The following is an 18,016-nucleotide window of genomic DNA, read 5'->3' as shown; positions in this document are numbered from 1 at the left end:
GGTGGGGTCACTCCACCCTCGGGCGTACCAGGCCCGACTCGTAGGCGATCACCACGAGCTGGGCCCGGTCGCGGGCGCCCAGCTTGGACATGGACCGGTTGACGTGCGTCTTCACCGTCAGCGGGCTGACCTCCAGACGCTCGGCGATCTCGTCGTTGGAGTGGCCGCCCGCGACCTGGACGAGCACCTCGCGCTCACGCACGGTCAGGGTGGCCAGCCGCTCGGTGCGGGCCGGGTCCGCGGCGCCCTCGGAGGCGTCGCCCTGGGCGAGGAAGCGGGCGATCAGCCCCTTGGTGGCGGCCGGGGACAGCAGCGCCTCCCCCGCGGCGGCGATCCGGATGGCGGCGAGCAGCTCCTCCGGTTCGCTGCCCTTGCCGAGGAAGCCCGAGGCGCCCGCGCGCAGCGACTGGACGACGTAGTCGTCGACCTCGAAGGTGGTGAGAATCACCACGCGGACCCGGGCCAGGGCCGGGTCCGCGCTGATCAGCCGGGTGGCGGTGAGGCCGTCGGTGCCGGGCATGCGGATGTCCATGAGGACGACGTCGGCGCGTTCCTGTCCGGCCAGCCGGACCGCCTCGGCGCCGTCGGCCGCCTCCCCCACCACCTCCATGTCGGGCTCGGAGTCGACGAGGACGCGGAAGGCACTGCGCAGCAGCGCCTGGTCGTCGGCGAGCAGGACGCGGATGGTCATACGGGCTCCCCCCGCTCCCCCGCGGCGACGGTGCGGGTCTTGACCGGCAGGATCGCATGGACGCGGAAGCCGCCCCCGTAGCGGGGACCGGTGGTGAGGGTGCCGCGCAGCGCGGTGACGCGTTCGCGCATGCCGAGCAGTCCGTGGCCGCCGCCGGCCTGCGGGACGGCGTCCTGGGCCGGGCGGCCGTCGTCGAGGACGGTGACCTCGATATGGGGTCCCACGCGTACGACGCTGACCTCGGCCTTCGCGGCGGAGCCCGCGTGCTTCTGCACGTTGGTGAGGGCCTCCTGGATGACGCGGTAGGCGGCGAGGTCGACGGCGGCGGGCAGGGCGGTGTCCTGGTCGGCGCGGGCCACCTCGACCTGGAGACCGGCGCTGCGGAAGGTCCCGGCGAGCTCGTCCAGGCGGTCGAGACCGGGGGCCGGCTCGGTGGGGGCCTCGGGGTCGCCGGACTGGCGCAGCAGCCCGACGGTGGCCCGCAGTTCGTTGAGCGCCGAGCGGCTGGCCTCGCGGACGTGGGCGAGGGCTTCCTTGGCCTGGTCGGGGCGCTTGTCCATGACGTGGGCGGCGACTCCGGCCTGCACGTTGACCAGGGCGATGTGGTGGGCGACGACGTCGTGCAGGTCGCGGGCGATGCGCAGGCGCTCCTCGGCGACCCGGCGGCGGGCCTCCTCCTCGCGGGTGCGTTCGGCGCGGTCGGCGCGGTCGCGAATGGCCTGCACGACGGCGCGGCGGCTGCGCACGGCGTCCCCGGCGGTGGCGCCGATACCGGTCCAGGCGAGGATCGCCAGGTTCTCCTGGGCGTACCAGGGCAGCGGGCCGGCCAACATGGACGCGCCGGTCAGCACGGTCATGGTGAGCAGTCCCACCCGCCAGGTGGTGGAGCGGTCGGTGGTGGCGGCGACGGTGAAGAGCGCGATCACGGCACACATCGCGACCGGGGCGCGCGGGTCGCCGGTGACGCTCTCGACGAGGGCGAGGCCGCCGGTGACCGCGAGGACGGCCATCGGGGCGCTGCGGCGGAAGACCAGCGCCATCGCGCCCAGGGCGATCAGCAGCAGGCTGAAGGGGTCCGGCGCGCGCAGGACCCAGCTGACGTCGCGCTCCTGGTGCGCCTGCACGAAGGAACCGGCCACCATGCACACCAGCGCCCCCGCCGCGAGCGTCGCGTCCAGCGCCAGGGGATGGGCCTGGAGGCGGCATCGGGCGCGTTCGAGGGTGCTCACGGTCGGAACGGTTCCAGGGGGTTCACGGTGGAAACAGTACGGGCAGTCGCCGGTGCCGGAACAGGTCCGGTTCTGGGCGCGTGGAGGGCGCGGCACGGCGCACGGCGCCGCGTCGGGGCGCACACCATGAGCCCTCCCGTGGACGTCGCGGGTGAGGGCGTACGGACACGCGTCGCGGCGCGGGCGGCACGGCGCCCCGGGCGGCGGCCGGCGGCCGGGCCCGGGGTCGGCGGGCGGGTCAGCCCGGGATCAGGCCCTCGTCGCTGAGCAGATCCCGGACCTCCTCCAGGGTCGCGTCCGCGGCGGGGAGGATGAGCTGCGAAGGCTCCAGGGCGTCGTCCGGGAGCGGTTCGCCCAGGTCGCGGACCTTGTCGAGGAGCGCCTGGAGCGTGCGGCGGAAGCCGGGGCCGTCGCCCTTCTCCACCTCGGCCAGAAGCTCGTCGTCGAGCTTGTCGAGCTCGGCGAGGTGGCCGTCGGCCAGCCTCACCTGCCCCTCCCCCATGATCCGTACGATCATGTCGCCCTCCTCGGCGTGGGCCTCGGTCACGGTCCGGTGATCACTGCTTGTCGAAGCGCGGGGTGTCCTGCGGCTGCTCGGACTGCGACCGGCCGGTGCCGCCCTCGATGGCCTGCTGGCCCGAGGAGCTGCCCCCGGCCAGTTCCGCCTTCATGCGCTGGAGCTCCAGCTCCACGTCCGTACCGCCGGAGATCCGGTCCAGCTCGGCCTGGAGGTCGTCCTTGGCCGTGCCGGTGGGGTCGTCGAGCACACCCGAGGCGAGGAGTTCGTCGAGGGCGCCGGCGCGGGCCTGGAGCTGGGCCGTCTTGTCCTCGGCGCGCTGGATGGCCAGGCCGACGTCGCCCATCTCCTCCGAGATGCCGGTGAAGGCCTCGCCGATCCGGGTCTGGGCCTGGGCCGCCGTGTAGGTCGCCTTGATCGTCTCCTTCTTGGTGCGGAAGGCGTCGACCTTGGCCTGGAGCCGCTGCGCGGCCAGCGTGAGCTTCTCCTCCTCGCCCTGGAGCGTCGCGTGCTGCGTCTCCAGGTCCGTCACCTGCTGCTGGAGCGCGGCGCGACGGGAGAGCGCCTCGCGGGCCAGGTCCTCACGGCCCAGCGCGAGCGCCTTGCGGCCCTGGTCCTCCAGCTTGGAGGACTGCTGCTGGAGCTGGTTGAGCTGGAGTTCCAGGCGCTTGCGCGAGGTCGCCACGTCGGCGACGCCCCGGCGCACCTTCTGGAGCAGCTCCAGCTGCTTCTGGTACGAGTAGTCGAGGGTCTCGCGCGGGTCCTCGGCCCGGTCAAGGGCCTTGTTCGCCTTCGCGCGGAAGATCATCCCCATACGCTTCATGACACCGCTCATGGGCTTCGCGCGCCCCCTTCTGACGGACTCCGGCTCCAGCCACTGCAACAGAACCCACAGTACGGGCCCTGCATCCATTACCGCACTGTTCGGGGACGGATGCGCTCATCCCCAAGGACGACTGCCGGCCCACCCGCTCCGGCGTGAGGAGTAGGTGTTCCCCGGGGATCGCCCCCGGTGGCACCCCGGGTGTTCGCCCGGTGAACCGTCCGCGACCTGCTCCCTGCCTCCGTACAGACGCCCGGTGTTGCCGGATCGTTCCCGGCCGGGCTGGGGTCCATGCCGCCGCACCCCGTACCCTTGGGTTTTGTGTTCCGTAGCCGTGCCAAGGAAGAGAAGGCCCCCGCCGACAAGGCGCCGGTGACCGACTCCAAGCAGACCCGCCACCCGCAGGCCCCCAAGGGCCGGCCCACGCCCAAGCGCAGTGAGGCCCAGTCCCAGCGCCGCAGCGTCGCCAACACGTCGCTGTCGCGCAAGGACGCAGCCAAGCGTCAGCGCGAGGAGCGGCGTCAGGCCATGGACCGCCAGCGCCAGGCGCTGGCCAGTGGGGACGAGCGGTACCTACCGGTCCGTGACAAGGGCCCGGTCCGTAAGTACGCCCGCGACTTCGTCGACTCGCGCTTCAACATCGCCGAGTTCTTCCTGCCGATGGCCGTGGTCATCCTCGTGCTGAGCGTGGTGCGGGTGCCGTCGGTGCAGAGCATCGCGCTGCTGCTGTGGATGGTCGTGATCGTGCTGATCGTGCTGGACTCGGCCGTGTCCGGCTTCCGGCTCCGCAAGCAGCTCACCGAGCGCTTCCCCGACCAGCGGCGCAAGGGCGCGGTCGCCTACGGGCTGATGCGCTCGCTCCAGATGCGCCGGCTCCGGCTGCCCAAGCCGCAGGTCAAGCGCGGAGAGCGGCCCTGAGTACGACGTCGTTCACCGGGGGCGCGGCCGATGCCTGGCTGAGCAGGCTGGGCGGGTTGCGGAATGTCGTACGACAGGAGCTGGTGGCTCGCCAGCTCGACGAGCAGATAGCCGGGCGGTTCGCCGTCGGGCAGCGGCTTCGGGTGCTCGACGTCGGGATGGGCCAGGGCACGCAGGCGCTGCGGCTGGCCCGGGCCGGTCACCAGGTGACCGGGCTCGAACGGGACGCGACGATGGCCGCGACGGCGCGGGAGGCGCTGGCGTCGGAGCCGGAGGGGATCCGCGACCGGATGCGGATCGTCGAGGGCGACGGCCGGGACACCGGGGTGCACTTCCTGCCGGGCAGTTTCGATCTCGTGCTGTGCCACGGCGTCCTCATGTACGTCGAGGAGCCCGACCCGCTGGTGGCCGGGCTCGCGCGGATGCTCGCGCCCGGCGGCCTGCTGTCGCTGCTGGTGCGCAACGCGGACGCGCTGGCGATGCGGCCGGGGCTGTCCGGGGACTGGGCCCGGACGCTGGAGGCCTTCGACACTACGGTCTACCGCAACCGGCTCGGTCTCGACGTGCGCGCGGACCGGCTCGCCACCCTGACCGCCACACTGGCCGGCATCGGAGCCCCGCTGCACACCTGGTACGGGGTGCGGGTCTTCACGGACACCGCGGTGGACGGCGCGCAGCCGCCCGACGACATCGACACCCTGCTGGCGGCCGAGGAGCGGGCCGGACGCACGGACCCCTACCGGGCGACGGCGGCACTGCTGCATCTGTGCGGCGTGCGCGGCTGACTCCCCGCTCCCGTGAACCGGCCGGGCGAGCGGACGACGGTGACGTTCGCTCGCGCCTGTACCGGCCTGCCGGTACAGGGGACGAACGCCGGACGCGCGGTGCGGGGCGAGGGCCGGGGCGACGGCCCTCGCCCGGGGTTCAGGACTCCTCGGCGTGCAGGCTCATCGGCCCGTAGATCTCGGTGGAGTCCTCGAACAGCCGCACCTGGTCGGCGCCGCCTGCGAGCAGGTCCTTCCAGACCTCTCCGATCCAGGACTCGGCGTCCCCCTGCGTCGTGAACTCCTCGGGCTGCACCGCGGGCTGGACCTCCGTCCCGTCGGCCTTCTCGAATCGCCACAGCCATGTCGCCATGTACGCCTCCCAGATGTGAGCACATGCGGAGCAGAAGCCGGATCACCGTCCGGCCCCTGCTCGCAGCCTATGTGCTCGGCCGGGTCGGCCGTGAGCAGGCTGCGGAGGAAGATCGGCCGGCGCGGCCGTGCGAACCGGACCGGTTCCGCGGGCCGGCCGGGCGGTTGCGGCCGCGGTACGGCCGGGCGGGCCGGCGTCCGGGCCCGCCCACGGGGCGGGACACGGGCTCCGGGAAGGTCTTGATCACGCGGGACCGGCCGGGACAGGCGAAAATCGTCGGTGTGGATCTGACTCTGCTCGGCACCGGTGCCCCCGCGGGCCTCCCCCGCCCCGACTGTCCCTGCGCGGCCTGCGCGTGTGCGCTGGCCGCGGACGCGCGGGCGGCCACCTCACTGCTCGTGGACGGCACACTGCTGCTGGACCTGACGCCCGGCGCCGCCTTCGCGGCGGCGCGGGCCGGGCGCTCGCTGGCCGGCGTACGTCAGGTGCTGCTGTCGCATCCGCACGACGGTCCTGCGCTGGAGGTGCCGGCCGGGCTGCCGCAGCCCGGCCGGGTGCCGGACGGACGGGAGTTGGCGCTGCTGACGGGACATCGGGTGCGGGCGGTGGCGATGGACGCGCCGGGCACGGGGTACGCGGTGACCGGACCGGACGGCCAGCGGCTGCTGTATCTGCCGCCGGGGTGCGCGCCGGCCGGGCTGGCGGAGGGCAACGACGCGGCGGCGCCGTACGACATGGTGCTCGCCGATGTCGTGGGGCGGCCGGACGCGCTCGCGAAGCTGCGGGCGGTGGGGGCGGCGGGGCCGACGACGGACGTCGTCGCCGTCCACCTCGATCACGACGTGCCGCCGGGACCCGAGCTGCGGCGGCGGCTAGCAGCGGCCGGGGCGCGGACGGTGCCGGACGGCACGACGCTGACGGTGGGGGTGTACGAGGACGTGCCCGACGTACCCCGGCGGACGCTGGTGCTCGGCGGTGCCCGCTCGGGAAAGTCGGTGGAGGCCGAACGCCGGCTGGAGTCGTTCCCCGACGTGCTCTACGTCGCCACGGGGGGTACGCGCCGCGGCGACCAGGAGTGGGCCGGGCGGGTCGCGGCGCACCGGGAGCGGCGCCCGGGGTCGTGGCGGACGGCGGAGACGTGCGACCTGGTGCCGCTGCTGGCGGAGGACGGGCCGCCGCTGCTGATCGACTGCCTGTCGCTGTGGCTCACCGACGCGATGGACTCCGTCGGCGCGTGGGACGACGCGGTGTGGGCGGACGGGGGCGAGAAGGCGCTGCGCAAGCGGGTGCGGGAACTGACCGCGGCGGTGCGCGCCACCCGGCGGACCGTCGTCGCCGTGTCGAACGAGGTGGGGTCGGGGATCGTGCCGGCCACCGCCTCGGGGCGGCGCTACCGGGACGAACTCGGCCGGCTCAACGCCGCGTTCGCCGGGGAGTGCGAGCAGGTGCTGCTGGTGGTGGCGGGGCAGGTGCTGACGCTGCGCGGCTGACGTCCGCACCGGCCGTGGGGAGCGGGTCCGGCCGACCGCGGAGGTCAGTCGCGGCGGGCGATGACCCGGTAGGTGTTGGAGAAGCGGGTGCGGCGCAGCAGCGGGGCCAGGAGGTGGTCCAGCGTCGCGGCCGCCGCGACGAACGGTGTGCTCGCCCCGAGCAGTGCGGTGCGCAGCCGCCGCCGCAGCACGCCGGGCGGGACCGGCCGCCAGGGGGCGTCCGGCGCGGGCAGGACGTGGGTGACGGCCAGGGACAGGGCGCCGGCCAGGTCGTACGGGACATGGCCGGCCCGGCGGTCGACGGTGACGATCGTGCAGCCCAGGGACTCCAGTTCCGCGCAAAGGTTGGGCAGCGGGATCAGCTGGAGGTGGCGGGGCTGGCCGTACGGTAGCCACCACTTGCCGAGCAGCGTCGCGAACGCGCTGCGCGGGTCGCGCAGTTCGAGCAGCAGATGGCCGCCGGGCCGGAGCACCGCGAGGGCGGCGTGGAGTTCCGCGCGGGGGTCGGTCGTGTGTTCCAGGTGGCGGAGCATGCTCACCACGTCGTAGCGGGCGCGCAGCCGGGCCGCGATCTCCGACGAGGTCAGCCGGCCCACGTGGGCCTCCTCGACCCGCCCGGCCGCACGGGCGCGGGCCACCCGGGGGGTGGGGTCGAGACCGTCGAAGGAGGTGTAGGCGAACACCTGCTTGGCGGTCTCCGGGAAATGGGCGTGTCCCGTGCCCACGTCCAGCCAGCTCTCCGGCTCGGGGAACGGCAGCATCGCGCGGGCGGTGGCGTGCAGCCGTCCGCGGCGGGCCCGCGCGCCGAGGGCGCCCGTCGTGCGGACGGCGACCTCGTCGGGATGCGTCTCGTGCAGGTCCCGCTGGTAGAAGCCGATGCCCTCGGCGGTCAGGCGGGGGTTCTGGAAGGCGTGCGCGCAGTCCCGGCACTCGTCGACGACGAAGCTGCCCGGCTTGCCCTGGACCAGGTCGGGGGCGCGCAGCCGGGTGCGCAGCCGGGCCGAGCCGCACCAGGGGCAGTCCGCGCGGCGCGGTTCGTGGAAGCGGTCGGTGCCCTGGGCGAGTTCGGCGGCGTAGCGGGCGCGGCGCCGTTCGGCGTGGGGAGCGGTGGGGACGGCGGGGGGCGGGACGGGCTGCGAGGACATGAGCGGCTCCCGGTGGGGCGAGAGGGCGACGGCCGGGCAGGGTCGAGGTCCGACCATTTCGACGCAAAGTGGAACGTATGGGATCCAGATCTTGGGCGCAACGACGTCGTGTGCGCGGGGTGGCGATGTGGCGCCGTCACGTTCGACCGGTGCCGGTACTGTTCGGCGAATGAGCTCGCTTAATCTCGACGACTTCACCGATCTGATCGAGCGCCCCGACGGCGGGGTGCGCCGCGACGCCGAGGCGCGCCGGGAGCGTCAGATCGTGCCGCCCGGATCGCTGGGGCGCCTCGACGACCTGGGTGAGTGGTTGGCCGCGGCACAGTCGGCGGTGCCGGTGCGGCCGGTCGAACGGCCCCGCGTGATCCTCTTCGCCGGGGACCACGGCATCGCCGGGCGCGGTGTCTCGGCCCGGCCCGCGGGCAGCGCCGTGGAGCTGGTGCGGGCGGTGCTGGAGGGCGGCCGGCCCGTCTCCGTGCTGGCCCGGCGGCTGGGCGTACCGGTGCGGGTCGTGGACATGGCGCTGGACTGCGAGCCGGACGAGCTGCCCGCGGACGTCGTACGGCATCGGGTGCGGCGCGGCAGCGGTTCCATCGACGTCGAGGACGCGCTGACGCTCCAGGAGGCGGAGGCCGCGTTCCTCGCCGGGGTCGCGGTGGCCGACGAGGAGGCCGACTCCGGTACGGATCTGGTGGTGCTCGGCGATGTGAGCGTGGGCGGGACCACGGCGGCGGGGGTGCTGGTCGCCGCGCTGTGCGGGACCGACGCGTCCGTGGTGACCGGGCGGGGCGGGCTCGCGATCGACGACCTGGCGTGGATGCGCAAGTGCGCGGCGATCCGGGACGCGCTGCGCCGGGCCCGGCCGGTGCTCGGGGACCAGTTGCGGCTGCTGGCGACGGTGGGCGGCGCCGACCTCGCGGCGATGACCGGTTTCCTGCTCCAGAGCGCGGTGCGCAAGATGCCGGTGGTCCTGGACGGGGTCGTGGCGGCGGCGTGCGCGCTGGTCGGCCAGCGGATCGCGTTCCGGGCGCCGGACTGGTGGCTGGCCGGGCACGGCAGCGGCGAGCCGGGGCAGGCCAAGGCGCTGGACCGGATGGCCCTGGAGCCGCTGCTGGAGCAGGGGCTGACCGTCGGCGAGGGAGCGGGCGCGCTGCTGGCCCTGCCCCTGGTGCAGGCCGCGGCGGCCCTGGCGGCGGAGCTCCCGGAGCGGCCGGAGGCCGAGAAGGCCGAGGAGCCTGCCACCGGGCAGGACGAGCAGGGCGAGCAGGCGCACGGGCTGGAGAAGTCGGAAGAGCCCGGGACGGCGGAGGCGCCCGAGGGCGTCTGACCGCACCCGGCCGGGGCCGGCTCGCGAGCGGCGGGGCGGCCGGCCGGGCGTCGGACAGGGCGGTGACGAAAGAGCGGTTCGCGGGATACTCCCCCATATGATCAACCTTCATGGGAGATGTCCGTATCGCGCCTGTCCGGGACCGCCGTAGCACCGGAGCCTCGCGGCGGGCCGCGAGCCTCGCCGTCTGGTATCTGCGGGCGATCGCCTTCGTCAACTTCCTCAGCGCGGTGTGGGTCTCCCTGGGGCAGGACGTGCGCCGGCACAACCAGGAGAACCTCTTCACGCCGTACCTGCTGACGGCCGGGTTCGCGTCGGGTGTGTTCACCGCGTTCCTGGCCGTCACCATGCGCCGCCGCAAGCGGGCCGCGTGGATCCTGAACCTCGGGCTGAGCGGTCCGTTCCTGGTGCTGTTCGCCCTCGCGATGGCGTTCCCGGACATCCGGCAGTACGCGCAGAACTGGATCTCGCTCGGCCTCACCGCGGTCTTCGTGGGCGCCCTGCTCGTCGGGCGGCGCGAGTTCTACGCCAAGGGCGACCGTGCCAACCCCCGGCTCGCGGCGGTGGTCGCGACCGGCGGACTGCTGCTGTCCTCGCTGCTGGCCGCGCTGCTGGTGACGGTCACCAACCAGGCCGCCGACCCGGGCCTCTCGACGTTCGCCGAGCGCTGGCGGTACGGGACGCTGCGGCTGGTCTCGGTGGCGGCCGACGAGTCCCGCTACCCGGGCATCTCGACGCCCAACTGGGCCGACGTAGCCGTCAACGTCCTGAGCACGGCGCTGGTGCTGGCCGTGTTCTACGCCGCCTTCCGCTCCCGGCGCGCCGTCGACCCGCTCACCGAGGACGACGAGAAGCGACTGCGCGCCCTGCTCGGCCAGCAGGGCGAGCGGGACTCCCTGGGGTACTTCGCGCTGCGCCGGGAGAAGAGCGTCGTCTGGTCGCCGACCGGCAAGGCGGCGGTCGCCTACCGGGTCGTCGGCGGGGTGTCCTTGGCCTCCGGGGATCCGATCGGCGACCCGGAGGCATGGCCGGGGGCGATCGAGCCGTGGCTCGCCGAGGCCCGTGCGCACGGGTGGATCCCGGCCGTGATGGGGGCGGGCGAGGAGGCCGGCACGGTGTACGCGCGGCACGGTCTGGACGCGCTCGAACTCGGCGACGAGGCGATCGTGGAGGTCGCCGAGTTCACCCTGGAGGGGCGGGCCATGCGGACCGTGCGGCAGGCCTGCAACCGGGTGCGCCGGGCGGGCTGCACGGTCCGGATCCGGCGGCACGAGGACATCTCCGCGCAGGAGATGGCGGAACTCGTCGCACGGGCCGACGACTGGCGCGACGGGGCGACCGAGCGCGGGTTCAGCATGGCGCTGGGACGGCTCGCCGACCCGGAGGACGGGCGCTGCGTGATGCTCGAATGCCTGGACGAGGAGGGGCGGTTGCGGGCGTTGCTGTCCTTCGTGCCGTGGGGACCGCACGGGCTGTCGCTCGATCTGATGCGGCGTGACCGCGGCTCCGACAACGGGCTGATGGAGTTCATGGTCATCGAACTGCTGCGGCGGGCGCACGAGATCGAGATCACTCAGGTGTCGCTCAACTTCGCGATGTTCCGTTCGGTCTTCGAACGTGGTGCGCGTCTCGGTGCCGGACCGGTGCTGCGGCTGTGGCGTTCGCTGCTCAGCTTCTTCTCGCGCTGGTGGCAGATCGAGTCGCTGTACCGGGCCAACGCCAAGTACCGGCCCATCTGGGAACCACGGTTCCTGCTCTTCGAGAAGAGCGCGGACCTGCTGCGCATCGGTGTCGCGGCGGCACGGGCGGAGGGGTTCCTGGAGGCGCCGGGGCTGCCCAAGTGGCTGCACCGCAGGCACCTGGACACGCACAGATGAGACCACGGGGATGAGGAACGCCGGATGAACAGGATCGCCCGCTGGGCCCGCGCCGAATGGGGTCTGCTGTACGTCACGGTGCGCGAGCCGCTGCTGAAGCGGCGCTGGCGGGCGGTCCCGATGACGCTGGGGGCGGTGTGCCTGACGGCGGTGATACAGGTCGTGCAGAACCAGTCGTGGGGCTACGGGTTCGTGCAGGACATCGGTGCCGTGCGCGCCGAGGACCCACTGGGGCCGGCCCTGCTGCGTACGCCCCTGTCGCTGTTCGTGCCGGCGCTGGACCTGCCGGTGTGGGGCGCGCTCGCCCAGATCCTGATCGTGTTCGGGATCGCCGAGATCTGTCTGGGCCGGTGGCGGACCCTGCTCGTGGCGTACACCGCCACGCTGGCCGGGACGCTGTACGCCCGGCTGGGCATCGCGCTCGGCCCCGGCCGTCCGCTGGGGCTGCCCGTCTCGGACGCCCAGGTCGTGGACACCGGGCCGTCGGCGGCCGTGGTGGGGCTGGCGATCTGCCTCGGCTGGCGCTACGGCGCGTACGCGACCGCGGGCGCGGTGGCCCTGGCGATGGCCGCCGAGGTGCTGCTGAAGGAGAACCTGGCCGGCAAGGAGCATCTGGCGGCGCTCGCGGCGACGGCGGCCCTGTGCGGTGCCACGGCGCTGCGGCACCGGCTGCCGGGCCGGGCAGCGGCGAAGCGGTTCGGCACCCGGGTGGACCTGTCGTCCGACCCGCCCTGACGCCGTCCGGGCGCAACGGTCCGGCAGGCCCTACCGGTGGTCTGGGCCCGGCAGCCGGGCCGGTGCCGGGTCGGGCTTGCCGCCGATCCAGTCCTCCAGGGCGCGGCGGGGTCCGGCCCACCGGCGGTCGTGGCGGTAGGCCCGCAGCCGGGACCGGGCGCGGGCACGCGGGCGGTGGCGGTAGCAGCGCCTGGCCCACAGGGATCCGGGGCGGGCCAGCCGGATCGCGCCGACCAGGGCGACGACGGGCACGATCACCCCGAAGACCGCGGTCCGCGCCTTGCCCTTGCTCAGCGCGACCAGGGAGAAGAGGAAGTTGACGGCGACGGTCGCGATGACGGTGCCGCGGTCCGCGATCTCGTCCTGGGAGAGGTCGTTGACGCCGAACGGGGCGAAGCCGGACAGCAGCAGCCCGACGAGGGCGGCGGTGAGCACCACGGCCTCCACGCTCTTGCGGCCCTCCTCGCTCCAGTAGACGTCGTCGAGGTGCAGGATCAGCGCGAACTCGTCCAGGACCAGGCCCGCGCCGATCCCGAAGACGACCGCGGACAGACCCGCGGGGAAGCCCTCACGGCCGCTGGCGACCGCCCCGAAGCCGCCGGCGACGGTGAGTACGACACCCGGGACCACGTGGTGGATGTGCAGGCCGCCGGCCCTGACGTTGCCGAAGGGGCCCCGGCCCGCCCGGATCATGCGGGTGACGACCCGGGTGACCGCGAAGGCGACGACGAAGGACATCAGGGCGAGCAGCAGGGGGAGTTTGCCCGGCTCGACGATGTTCCGGTACAACCAATGTCCCATATGCGCACTTTATCCAGGCCGGCCGCGGGTGCCGTCCCGCCCGCCGGGTAATCTGCGCCGATGCCCCAGACCCCCGCCTGGCCGGACGGCCTCCGCTTCGCCTTCGGCACCCTGACCGTGTTCCCGGTGCGGGTGACCCGGTGGGACCGACAGGCCGCGCGCGCCGGAATGCTGTGCGCTCCGCTGGCCGGACTGACGGTCGGCGCCGGTGCCGCCGCGCTCGGCGCGCTCCTGCTGTTCCTGGGGGCCGGCCCGTCGCTCGCCGCCGTCGCCACCGTCGCCGTACCGGCCGCGCTCACCCGTGGGCTGCACCTCGACGGACTGGCCGACACCGCCGACGGGCTGGGCAGCAACAAGCCCGCCGAGGACGCGTTGCGGATCATGAAGCAGTCCGACATCGGCCCGTTCGGGGTGATCACGCTCGTGCTCGGACTGCTCGCCCAGACGGCCGCGCTCGCCCAGCTCTACGGCGCCTCCTGGATCCGCGGGGCACTCGCCGCCGTCGTCTCGGCGACCGTCGCCCGGCTGGCCCTGACCCTGGCCGCCCGCGGCGGGGTGCCGGCCGCCCGGCCCGAGGGCCTCGGAGCCGCGGTCGCCGGGGTGGTCCCGGCGCGGGCGGCGGCGGGGGCGGCGGGCGTCACGGTGCTCGCCGCCGCTGCCGCCGGCGCGCTCCTGGGGACGTACGACGCCGTCCGCACGGCCCTGTCGGTGCTCGCCGCCCTCGCCGTCGCCGAACTCCTGCTGCGCCACTGCACCCGCCGCTTCGGCGGGATCACCGGCGACGTGTTCGGCGCCCTGGCCGAGACGGCCGCGACGGCCGCGCTCGTACTGCTGTCCCTCGGCCGCTAGTTCGCGGTCCGGCCTCCCGGCCGGACCGCGGCCAGTCTGTTGCGCCTCACACGGACGGATGATCATGATCGGGGGACGTTCGTGCCGAAACTGCGCCGCGCCATGGCCTGGTTCATCGATTTCGCGCTGGTGCTCGCGGGGGCCTCGGCGCTCGCGGTGCTCACCTTCCACCGGGTCTCCGCACTCGTCACCGACGTGCCCGAACTCGCCACCCGCGGCGGCCTCGACCTGCTGGCCTCGCGCGGCGACGCCCTCGGCGCCGGGGAGCACTTCGGGCTGTCCCTGTGGAACAAGGCGGTGCTGTACGTCGAGGAGGCCTTCGGCCTGCTGGTCGTCGCCACCTTCCTCTACCAGTGGACCTGCCTCGCCCTGGCCGGACGCACCCTCGGCAAGGGCCTGCTCGGCCTGAAGGTCGACCGCACCGCCCCGCGCCGGGCCGCGCTGCGGGCCGCGGTGACCACCGCCGCGGACGTCGCGGTGTACGCCGTCGCCTGCGTGCTGCTCGTCGAGGGCCGCTTCCTGCTGTCGCTGACGGTGTGGGCGGTGGCGGTCGCCGTCTTCTTCCTCAACGCCCTGCCGGTCCTGCTGCCCGGCCGCCGCTCCCTCGCCGACCGGGTGGCCGGCACGGCCGTGACCGGCTTCGGGCTTCGCCGCGGCGGCGCCGTGCCCGCGCCCGCTCCCGGGGCGACACCGGCTTCTCAGTGCCTGTCCGGCGGATCCTGCCGCAGACGCGGGGTCCGGCACCCACACCTCGGCTGATACGGCATCGCTGCATTCCTGCGACTCGATCCGCCGGACAGGCCCTGGCGAACTCGGCGCCGCTGCAAGGGAGTCGGCGCGAAGGCGGCTCGCGGGCCGCGTCCCGGACGGCGCCGTGGGCCGGGCCGCCGACGGCGACGCCTGCGGCAGCCCGTCCGTGGTGAGGTCCGTGCGACGCGACTCCGTTCGCGACCCGCCGGGTGTAGCCCGGGGCGGGGAGTGCGAGGATCGGGAAGTGACGACGACGCCACCGACGGGTGAACGCCCGCAGGAATGAGCGAAAGCCCTTACGCGCGTAGGCTCCTCCCAGACGTCCGCACCGGTCCGCCGCACCGGTGAGGGCCCTGGTGGAGACCGCTCCCGCCGGCCGCGCCAGGTCGGCACACGGGCCAGGTCGACCCACACCGTTCGGCCACAGACACTTCTCACCGGAAGCGAGATTCCACCACCGTGACTGCTCTCACTCTCAGCACCGCCGCGGCGCCCGGTCTCCGGGCCGACGCCATCGTGATCGGTGTCGCCAAAGGCTCGAAGGGTCCGGTCGTCGCACCGGGCGCCGAGGCCGTGGACCAGGCTTACGACGGCAGGCTCGCCGGCGTCCTCGAGACCCTCGGCGCCTCCGGTGCCGAGGGCGAGGTGACGAAGCTGCCCGCACCGACGGGCTTCAAGGCCCCCCTGGTGGTGGCGGTCGGCCTGGGCGCCGAGCCCGAGAAGGACGCCGCCTACGACGCCGAGGCGCTGCGCAGGGCCGCCGGCGTGGCCGCCCGCACCCTGACCGGGGTCAAGAAGGCCGCCTTCGCGCTGCCCCTCACCGACGCCGCCACCCTGGGCGCGATCGCCGAGGGCGTGCTGCTCGGCGCGTACGCCTTCACCGCCTACAAGGACAACGGCAAGGACGCCAAGGCCCAGGCCGGCAAGGCCCCGCTGGCCGAGGCCGCGCTGCTCGGCGGCAAGCCCCGCGACAAGGAGCACAAGGCCGCCGTCGAGCGCGCCACGGCCGTCACCGAGGAGCTCAACCGCGCCCGCGACCTGATCAACATGCCGCCGAACGACCTGGACCCGGCGGCCTTCGCCGCCATCGCCCAGGCCGCGGCCAAGGAGCACGGCCTCAAGGTGCAGGTGCTCGACGAGAAGGCCCTGGAGAAGGGCGGCTACGGCGGCATCCTCGGCGTCGGCAGGGGCTCCGCCTCCGGCCCGCGCCTGGTCAAGCTCTCGTACACCTCCTCGAAGGCGGACAAGCACCTCGCCTTCGTCGGCAAGGGCATCACCTACGACTCGGGCGGCATCTCGCTCAAGCCCGCCGGTCACAACGAGACGATGAAGTGCGACATGAGCGGTGCCGCCGCCGTGTTCGCCGCGGTCGTCGCGGCCGCCCGACTGGGCCTGGAGGTCAACGTCACCGGCTGGCTGGCGCTGGCCGAGAACATGCCGTCGGGCTCCGCCACCCGTCCGGGTGATGTGCTGCGCATGTACAGCGGCAAGACCGTCGAGGTCCTCAACACCGACGCCGAGGGCCGCCTGGTCCTCGCCGACGCGCTGTGGGCGGCCTCCCAGGAGAAGCCCGACGCCGTCGTGGACGTGGCGACCCTGACCGGCGCGATGGTGCTGGCGCTGGGCAGCCGCACCTTCGGCATCATGGCGAACGACGACTCGTTCCGCAGCGCGCTGCACGAGGCCGCCGAGGAGGTCGGCGAGCCGGCCTGGCCGATGCCGCTGCCGGAGCACCTGCGCAAGGGCATGGACTCCCCCACCGCCGACATCGCCAACATGGGCGAGCGGATGGGCGGCGGCCTGGTCGCGGGCCTGTTCCTGCGCGAGTTCGTCGGCGAGGGCATCACCTGGGCGCACCTCGACATCGCGGGACCGGCCTTCAACGAGGGCGGGCCGTTCGGTTACACCCCCAAGGGCGGCACCGGCAGCGCGGTGCGCACCCTGGTGCGTCTCGCCGAGCTCACGGCGGCCGGCGACCTCGGCTGAGGACCGCGGTCCGCTCCGGCAGGGGGACTGTGCGTCTGATCACTCGGTCCGCACCGCCGTACCCCCGGTACGGCGGTGCGGACCGGGTCCGGCCGGTCACTGACCCGCGGTCCGGCCGCTGATCGGAGCGCTCCCCTGCCGCCGCGCGGGAGCGCTCCCCCCGCCGCCACGGCCGGACGTGGGACGCCTCACACTCAGGCCCCGCGTCTCGTCCACCCCCGACAAGTGCGAAGATGGGGCTCGGCAGGACAGGGCCCCACCGAAGGGCCGAAAACAAAGAGCGGCCGGACACCAGCCGCCGACCGGTCACTGCAGACCGGCGTGGCGCACATGCATGGAGGACGTGACGTGGCGAACGACGCCAGCACCGTTTTCGACCTAGTGATCCTCGGCGGTGGCAGCGGTGGTTACGCCGCGGCCCTGCGCGGGGCGCAGCTGGGTCTGGACGTCGCCCTGATCGAGAAGGACAAGGTCGGCGGTACCTGCCTGCACCGGGGTTGCATCCCCACCAAGGCCCTGCTGCACGCGGGCGAGATCGCCGACCAGGCCCGCGAGAGCGCGCAGTTCGGCGTCAAGGCCACCTTCGAGGGCATCGACGTACCGGCCGTCCACAAGTACAAGGACGGCGTGATCTCGGGCCTGTACAAGGGCCTCCAGGGTCTCATCGCGTCCCGCAAGGTGACGTACATCGAGGGTGAGGGCCGGCTGTCCTCCCCCACCTCCGTCGACGTGAACGGCCGGCGCATCCAGGGCCGCCACGTCCTGCTGGCGACCGGCTCCGTGCCGAAGTCGCTGCCGGGCCTGGAGATCGACGGCAACCGCGTCATCTCCTCGGACCACGCCCTCGTCCTGGACCGCGTGCCGCAGTCCGCGATCATCCTGGGCGGCGGCGTCATCGGCGTCGAGTTCGCCTCGGCGTGGAAGTCCTTCGGTGCCGACGTGACCGTCATCGAGGGTCTCAAGCACCTCGTCCCGGTCGAGGACGAGAACTCCTCCAAGCTTCTCGAGCGCGCGTTCCGCAAGCGCGGCATCAAGTTCAACCTGGGCACCTTCTTCTCGAAGGCCGAGTACACCCAGAACGGTGTCAAGGTCACCCTCGCCGACGGCAAGGAGTTCGAGGCCGAGGTCCTCCTCGTCGCCGTCGGCCGCGGCCCGGTCTCGGCCGGCCTCGGCTACGAGGAGCAGGGCATCGCGATGGACCGCGGCTACGTCCTGGTCGACGAGTACATGCGTACGAACGTCCCCACCGTCTCCGCCGTCGGCGACCTGGTCCCGACGCTCCAGCTCGCGCACGTCGGCTTCGCCGAGGGCATGCTGGTCGCCGAGCGCCTGGCCGGCCAGAAGGTCGTCCCGATCGACTACGACGGTGTCCCCCGGGTGACCTACTGCCACCCCGAGGTCGCCTCCGTCGGCATCACCGAGGCCAAGGCCAAGGAGCTCTACGGCGCGGACAAGGTCGTCGCGCTCAAGTACAGCCTGGCCGGCAACGGCAAGAGCAAGATCCTGAACACCTCCGGCGAGATCAAGCTCGTCCAGGTCAAGGACGGTGCCGTGGTCGGCGTCCACATGGTCGGCGACCGCATGGGCGAGCAGGTCGGCGAGGCCCAGCTGATCTACAACTGGGAGGCGCTGCCCGCCGAGGTGGCCCAGCTGATCCACGCCCACCCCACGCAGAACGAGGCGCTCGGCGAGGCCCACCTGGCGCTGGCCGGCAAGCCCCTGCACGCGCACGACTGACCCT

The 18,016-nt window shown here is 73.7% G+C and carries 17 protein-coding genes; 10 read left to right on the top strand and 7 right to left on the bottom strand.

Annotated elements, in window-relative coordinates:
• Nucleotides 1–7 precede the first annotated feature (7 nt).
• From ACZ7OY_RS04665 to ACZ7OY_RS04650, 4 genes are all read right to left on the bottom strand, one after another.
• A complete protein-coding gene (locus tag ACZ7OY_RS04665; RefSeq protein ID WP_351599973.1) occupies nucleotides 8–691 on the bottom strand; it encodes a response regulator transcription factor in 684 nt (227 codons plus the stop codon).
• Nucleotides 688–1,920, bottom strand: a complete 1,233-nt coding sequence (locus tag ACZ7OY_RS04660) for a sensor histidine kinase (protein WP_471910009.1) — start codon at nucleotides 1,918–1,920, stop codon at nucleotides 688–690. Before ACZ7OY_RS04660 ends, ACZ7OY_RS04665 begins: the two co-directional genes overlap by 4 nt.
• Nucleotides 1,921–2,158: 238 nt before the next feature.
• Nucleotides 2,159–2,437 carry a PspA-associated protein PspAA gene (pspAA, locus tag ACZ7OY_RS04655; protein ID WP_471910374.1) on the bottom strand — a complete coding sequence of 93 codons (279 nt, stop codon included), beginning with the start codon at nucleotides 2,435–2,437 and terminating at the stop codon, nucleotides 2,159–2,161.
• Between the two features lie 40 nt (nucleotides 2,438–2,477).
• Nucleotides 2,478–3,272: a PspA/IM30 family protein gene (locus tag ACZ7OY_RS04650; protein WP_471910008.1), complete on the bottom strand. Its 795-nt coding sequence runs from the start codon at nucleotides 3,270–3,272 to the stop codon at nucleotides 2,478–2,480.
• Nucleotides 3,273–3,551: 279 nt separating this feature from the next.
• On the opposite strand from ACZ7OY_RS04650, the gene ACZ7OY_RS04645 reads away from it, so the two are divergent.
• Nucleotides 3,552–4,178, top strand: a complete 627-nt coding sequence (locus ACZ7OY_RS04645; protein WP_471910007.1) for a DUF3043 domain-containing protein — start codon at nucleotides 3,552–3,554, stop codon at nucleotides 4,176–4,178.
• Between the two features lie 83 nt (nucleotides 4,179–4,261).
• Nucleotides 4,262–4,963 (top strand): class I SAM-dependent methyltransferase, encoded by a 702-nt coding sequence (locus tag ACZ7OY_RS04640; protein WP_471910006.1) that lies wholly within the window; start codon nucleotides 4,262–4,264, stop codon nucleotides 4,961–4,963.
• Between the two features lie 139 nt (nucleotides 4,964–5,102).
• On the opposite strand, the gene ACZ7OY_RS04635 is transcribed toward ACZ7OY_RS04640, so the two are convergent.
• Nucleotides 5,103–5,315 carry a hypothetical protein gene (locus ACZ7OY_RS04635; RefSeq protein WP_152886531.1) on the bottom strand — a complete coding sequence of 71 codons (213 nt, stop codon included), beginning with the start codon at nucleotides 5,313–5,315 and terminating at the stop codon, nucleotides 5,103–5,105.
• Nucleotides 5,316–5,596: 281 nt separating this feature from the next.
• Here ACZ7OY_RS04635 and ACZ7OY_RS04630 point away from each other — a divergent pair, with 281 nt between their 5' ends.
• A complete protein-coding gene (locus ACZ7OY_RS04630; RefSeq protein WP_471910005.1) occupies nucleotides 5,597–6,805 on the top strand; it encodes a bifunctional adenosylcobinamide kinase/adenosylcobinamide-phosphate guanylyltransferase in 1,209 nt (402 codons plus the stop codon).
• Nucleotides 6,806–6,849: 44 nt separating this feature from the next.
• Here the strand turns inward: ACZ7OY_RS04630 and ACZ7OY_RS04625 are convergent, their stop codons facing one another.
• Nucleotides 6,850–7,950 carry a class I SAM-dependent methyltransferase gene (locus ACZ7OY_RS04625; protein ID WP_471910004.1) on the bottom strand — a complete coding sequence of 367 codons (1,101 nt, stop codon included), beginning with the start codon at nucleotides 7,948–7,950 and terminating at the stop codon, nucleotides 6,850–6,852.
• Nucleotides 7,951–8,119: 169 nt separating this feature from the next.
• Here ACZ7OY_RS04625 and cobT point away from each other — a divergent pair, with 169 nt between their 5' ends.
• From cobT to ACZ7OY_RS04610, 3 genes are all read left to right on the top strand, one after another.
• Nucleotides 8,120–9,277 carry a nicotinate-nucleotide--dimethylbenzimidazole phosphoribosyltransferase gene (gene cobT, locus ACZ7OY_RS04620; RefSeq protein ID WP_471910003.1) on the top strand — a complete coding sequence of 386 codons (1,158 nt, stop codon included), beginning with the start codon at nucleotides 8,120–8,122 and terminating at the stop codon, nucleotides 9,275–9,277.
• A gap of 110 nt (nucleotides 9,278–9,387) precedes the next feature.
• The gene (locus tag ACZ7OY_RS04615; RefSeq protein ID WP_471910002.1) at nucleotides 9,388–11,154 is read left to right on the top strand and encodes a phosphatidylglycerol lysyltransferase domain-containing protein; all 1,767 of its coding nucleotides are present in this window, start codon (nucleotides 9,388–9,390) and stop codon (nucleotides 11,152–11,154) included.
• A 24-nt stretch (nucleotides 11,155–11,178) separates the two neighbouring features.
• Nucleotides 11,179–11,889, top strand: coding sequence for a hypothetical protein (locus ACZ7OY_RS04610; protein ID WP_471910001.1), 711 nt, complete (start codon nucleotides 11,179–11,181; stop codon nucleotides 11,887–11,889).
• 30 nt (nucleotides 11,890–11,919) lie between these two features.
• On the opposite strand, the gene ACZ7OY_RS04605 is transcribed toward ACZ7OY_RS04610, so the two are convergent.
• On the bottom strand, nucleotides 11,920–12,690 hold the full coding sequence (locus ACZ7OY_RS04605) for a hypothetical protein (protein ID WP_471910000.1): 771 nt from the start codon (nucleotides 12,688–12,690) through the stop codon (nucleotides 11,920–11,922).
• Between the two features lie 60 nt (nucleotides 12,691–12,750).
• Here ACZ7OY_RS04605 and ACZ7OY_RS04600 point away from each other — a divergent pair, with 60 nt between their 5' ends.
• The 4 genes from ACZ7OY_RS04600 to lpdA all read left to right on the top strand — a co-directional run bounded on the left by ACZ7OY_RS04600 (nucleotide 12,751) and on the right by lpdA (nucleotide 18,012).
• Nucleotides 12,751–13,539, top strand: a complete 789-nt coding sequence (locus ACZ7OY_RS04600) for an adenosylcobinamide-GDP ribazoletransferase (protein WP_471909999.1) — start codon at nucleotides 12,751–12,753, stop codon at nucleotides 13,537–13,539.
• Between the two features lie 81 nt (nucleotides 13,540–13,620).
• Complete coding sequence (locus ACZ7OY_RS04595) at nucleotides 13,621–14,298, top strand: RDD family protein (protein WP_471909998.1); 678 nt, start codon at nucleotides 13,621–13,623, stop codon at nucleotides 14,296–14,298.
• Between the two features lie 450 nt (nucleotides 14,299–14,748).
• The gene (locus ACZ7OY_RS04590) at nucleotides 14,749–16,275 is read left to right on the top strand and encodes a leucyl aminopeptidase (protein ID WP_471909997.1); all 1,527 of its coding nucleotides are present in this window, start codon (nucleotides 14,749–14,751) and stop codon (nucleotides 16,273–16,275) included.
• A gap of 348 nt (nucleotides 16,276–16,623) precedes the next feature.
• Entirely contained in the window at nucleotides 16,624–18,012 is a 1,389-nt protein-coding gene (lpdA, locus tag ACZ7OY_RS04585; RefSeq protein WP_471909996.1) for a dihydrolipoyl dehydrogenase, read from the top strand.
• Nucleotides 18,013–18,016 lie beyond the last annotated feature (4 nt).

The organism is Streptomyces sp. NPDC107559 (assembly GCF_055657365.1).
Note: the sequence above shows the minus strand (reverse complement) of the source record. Positions and strands in the feature narration are given on the sequence as shown.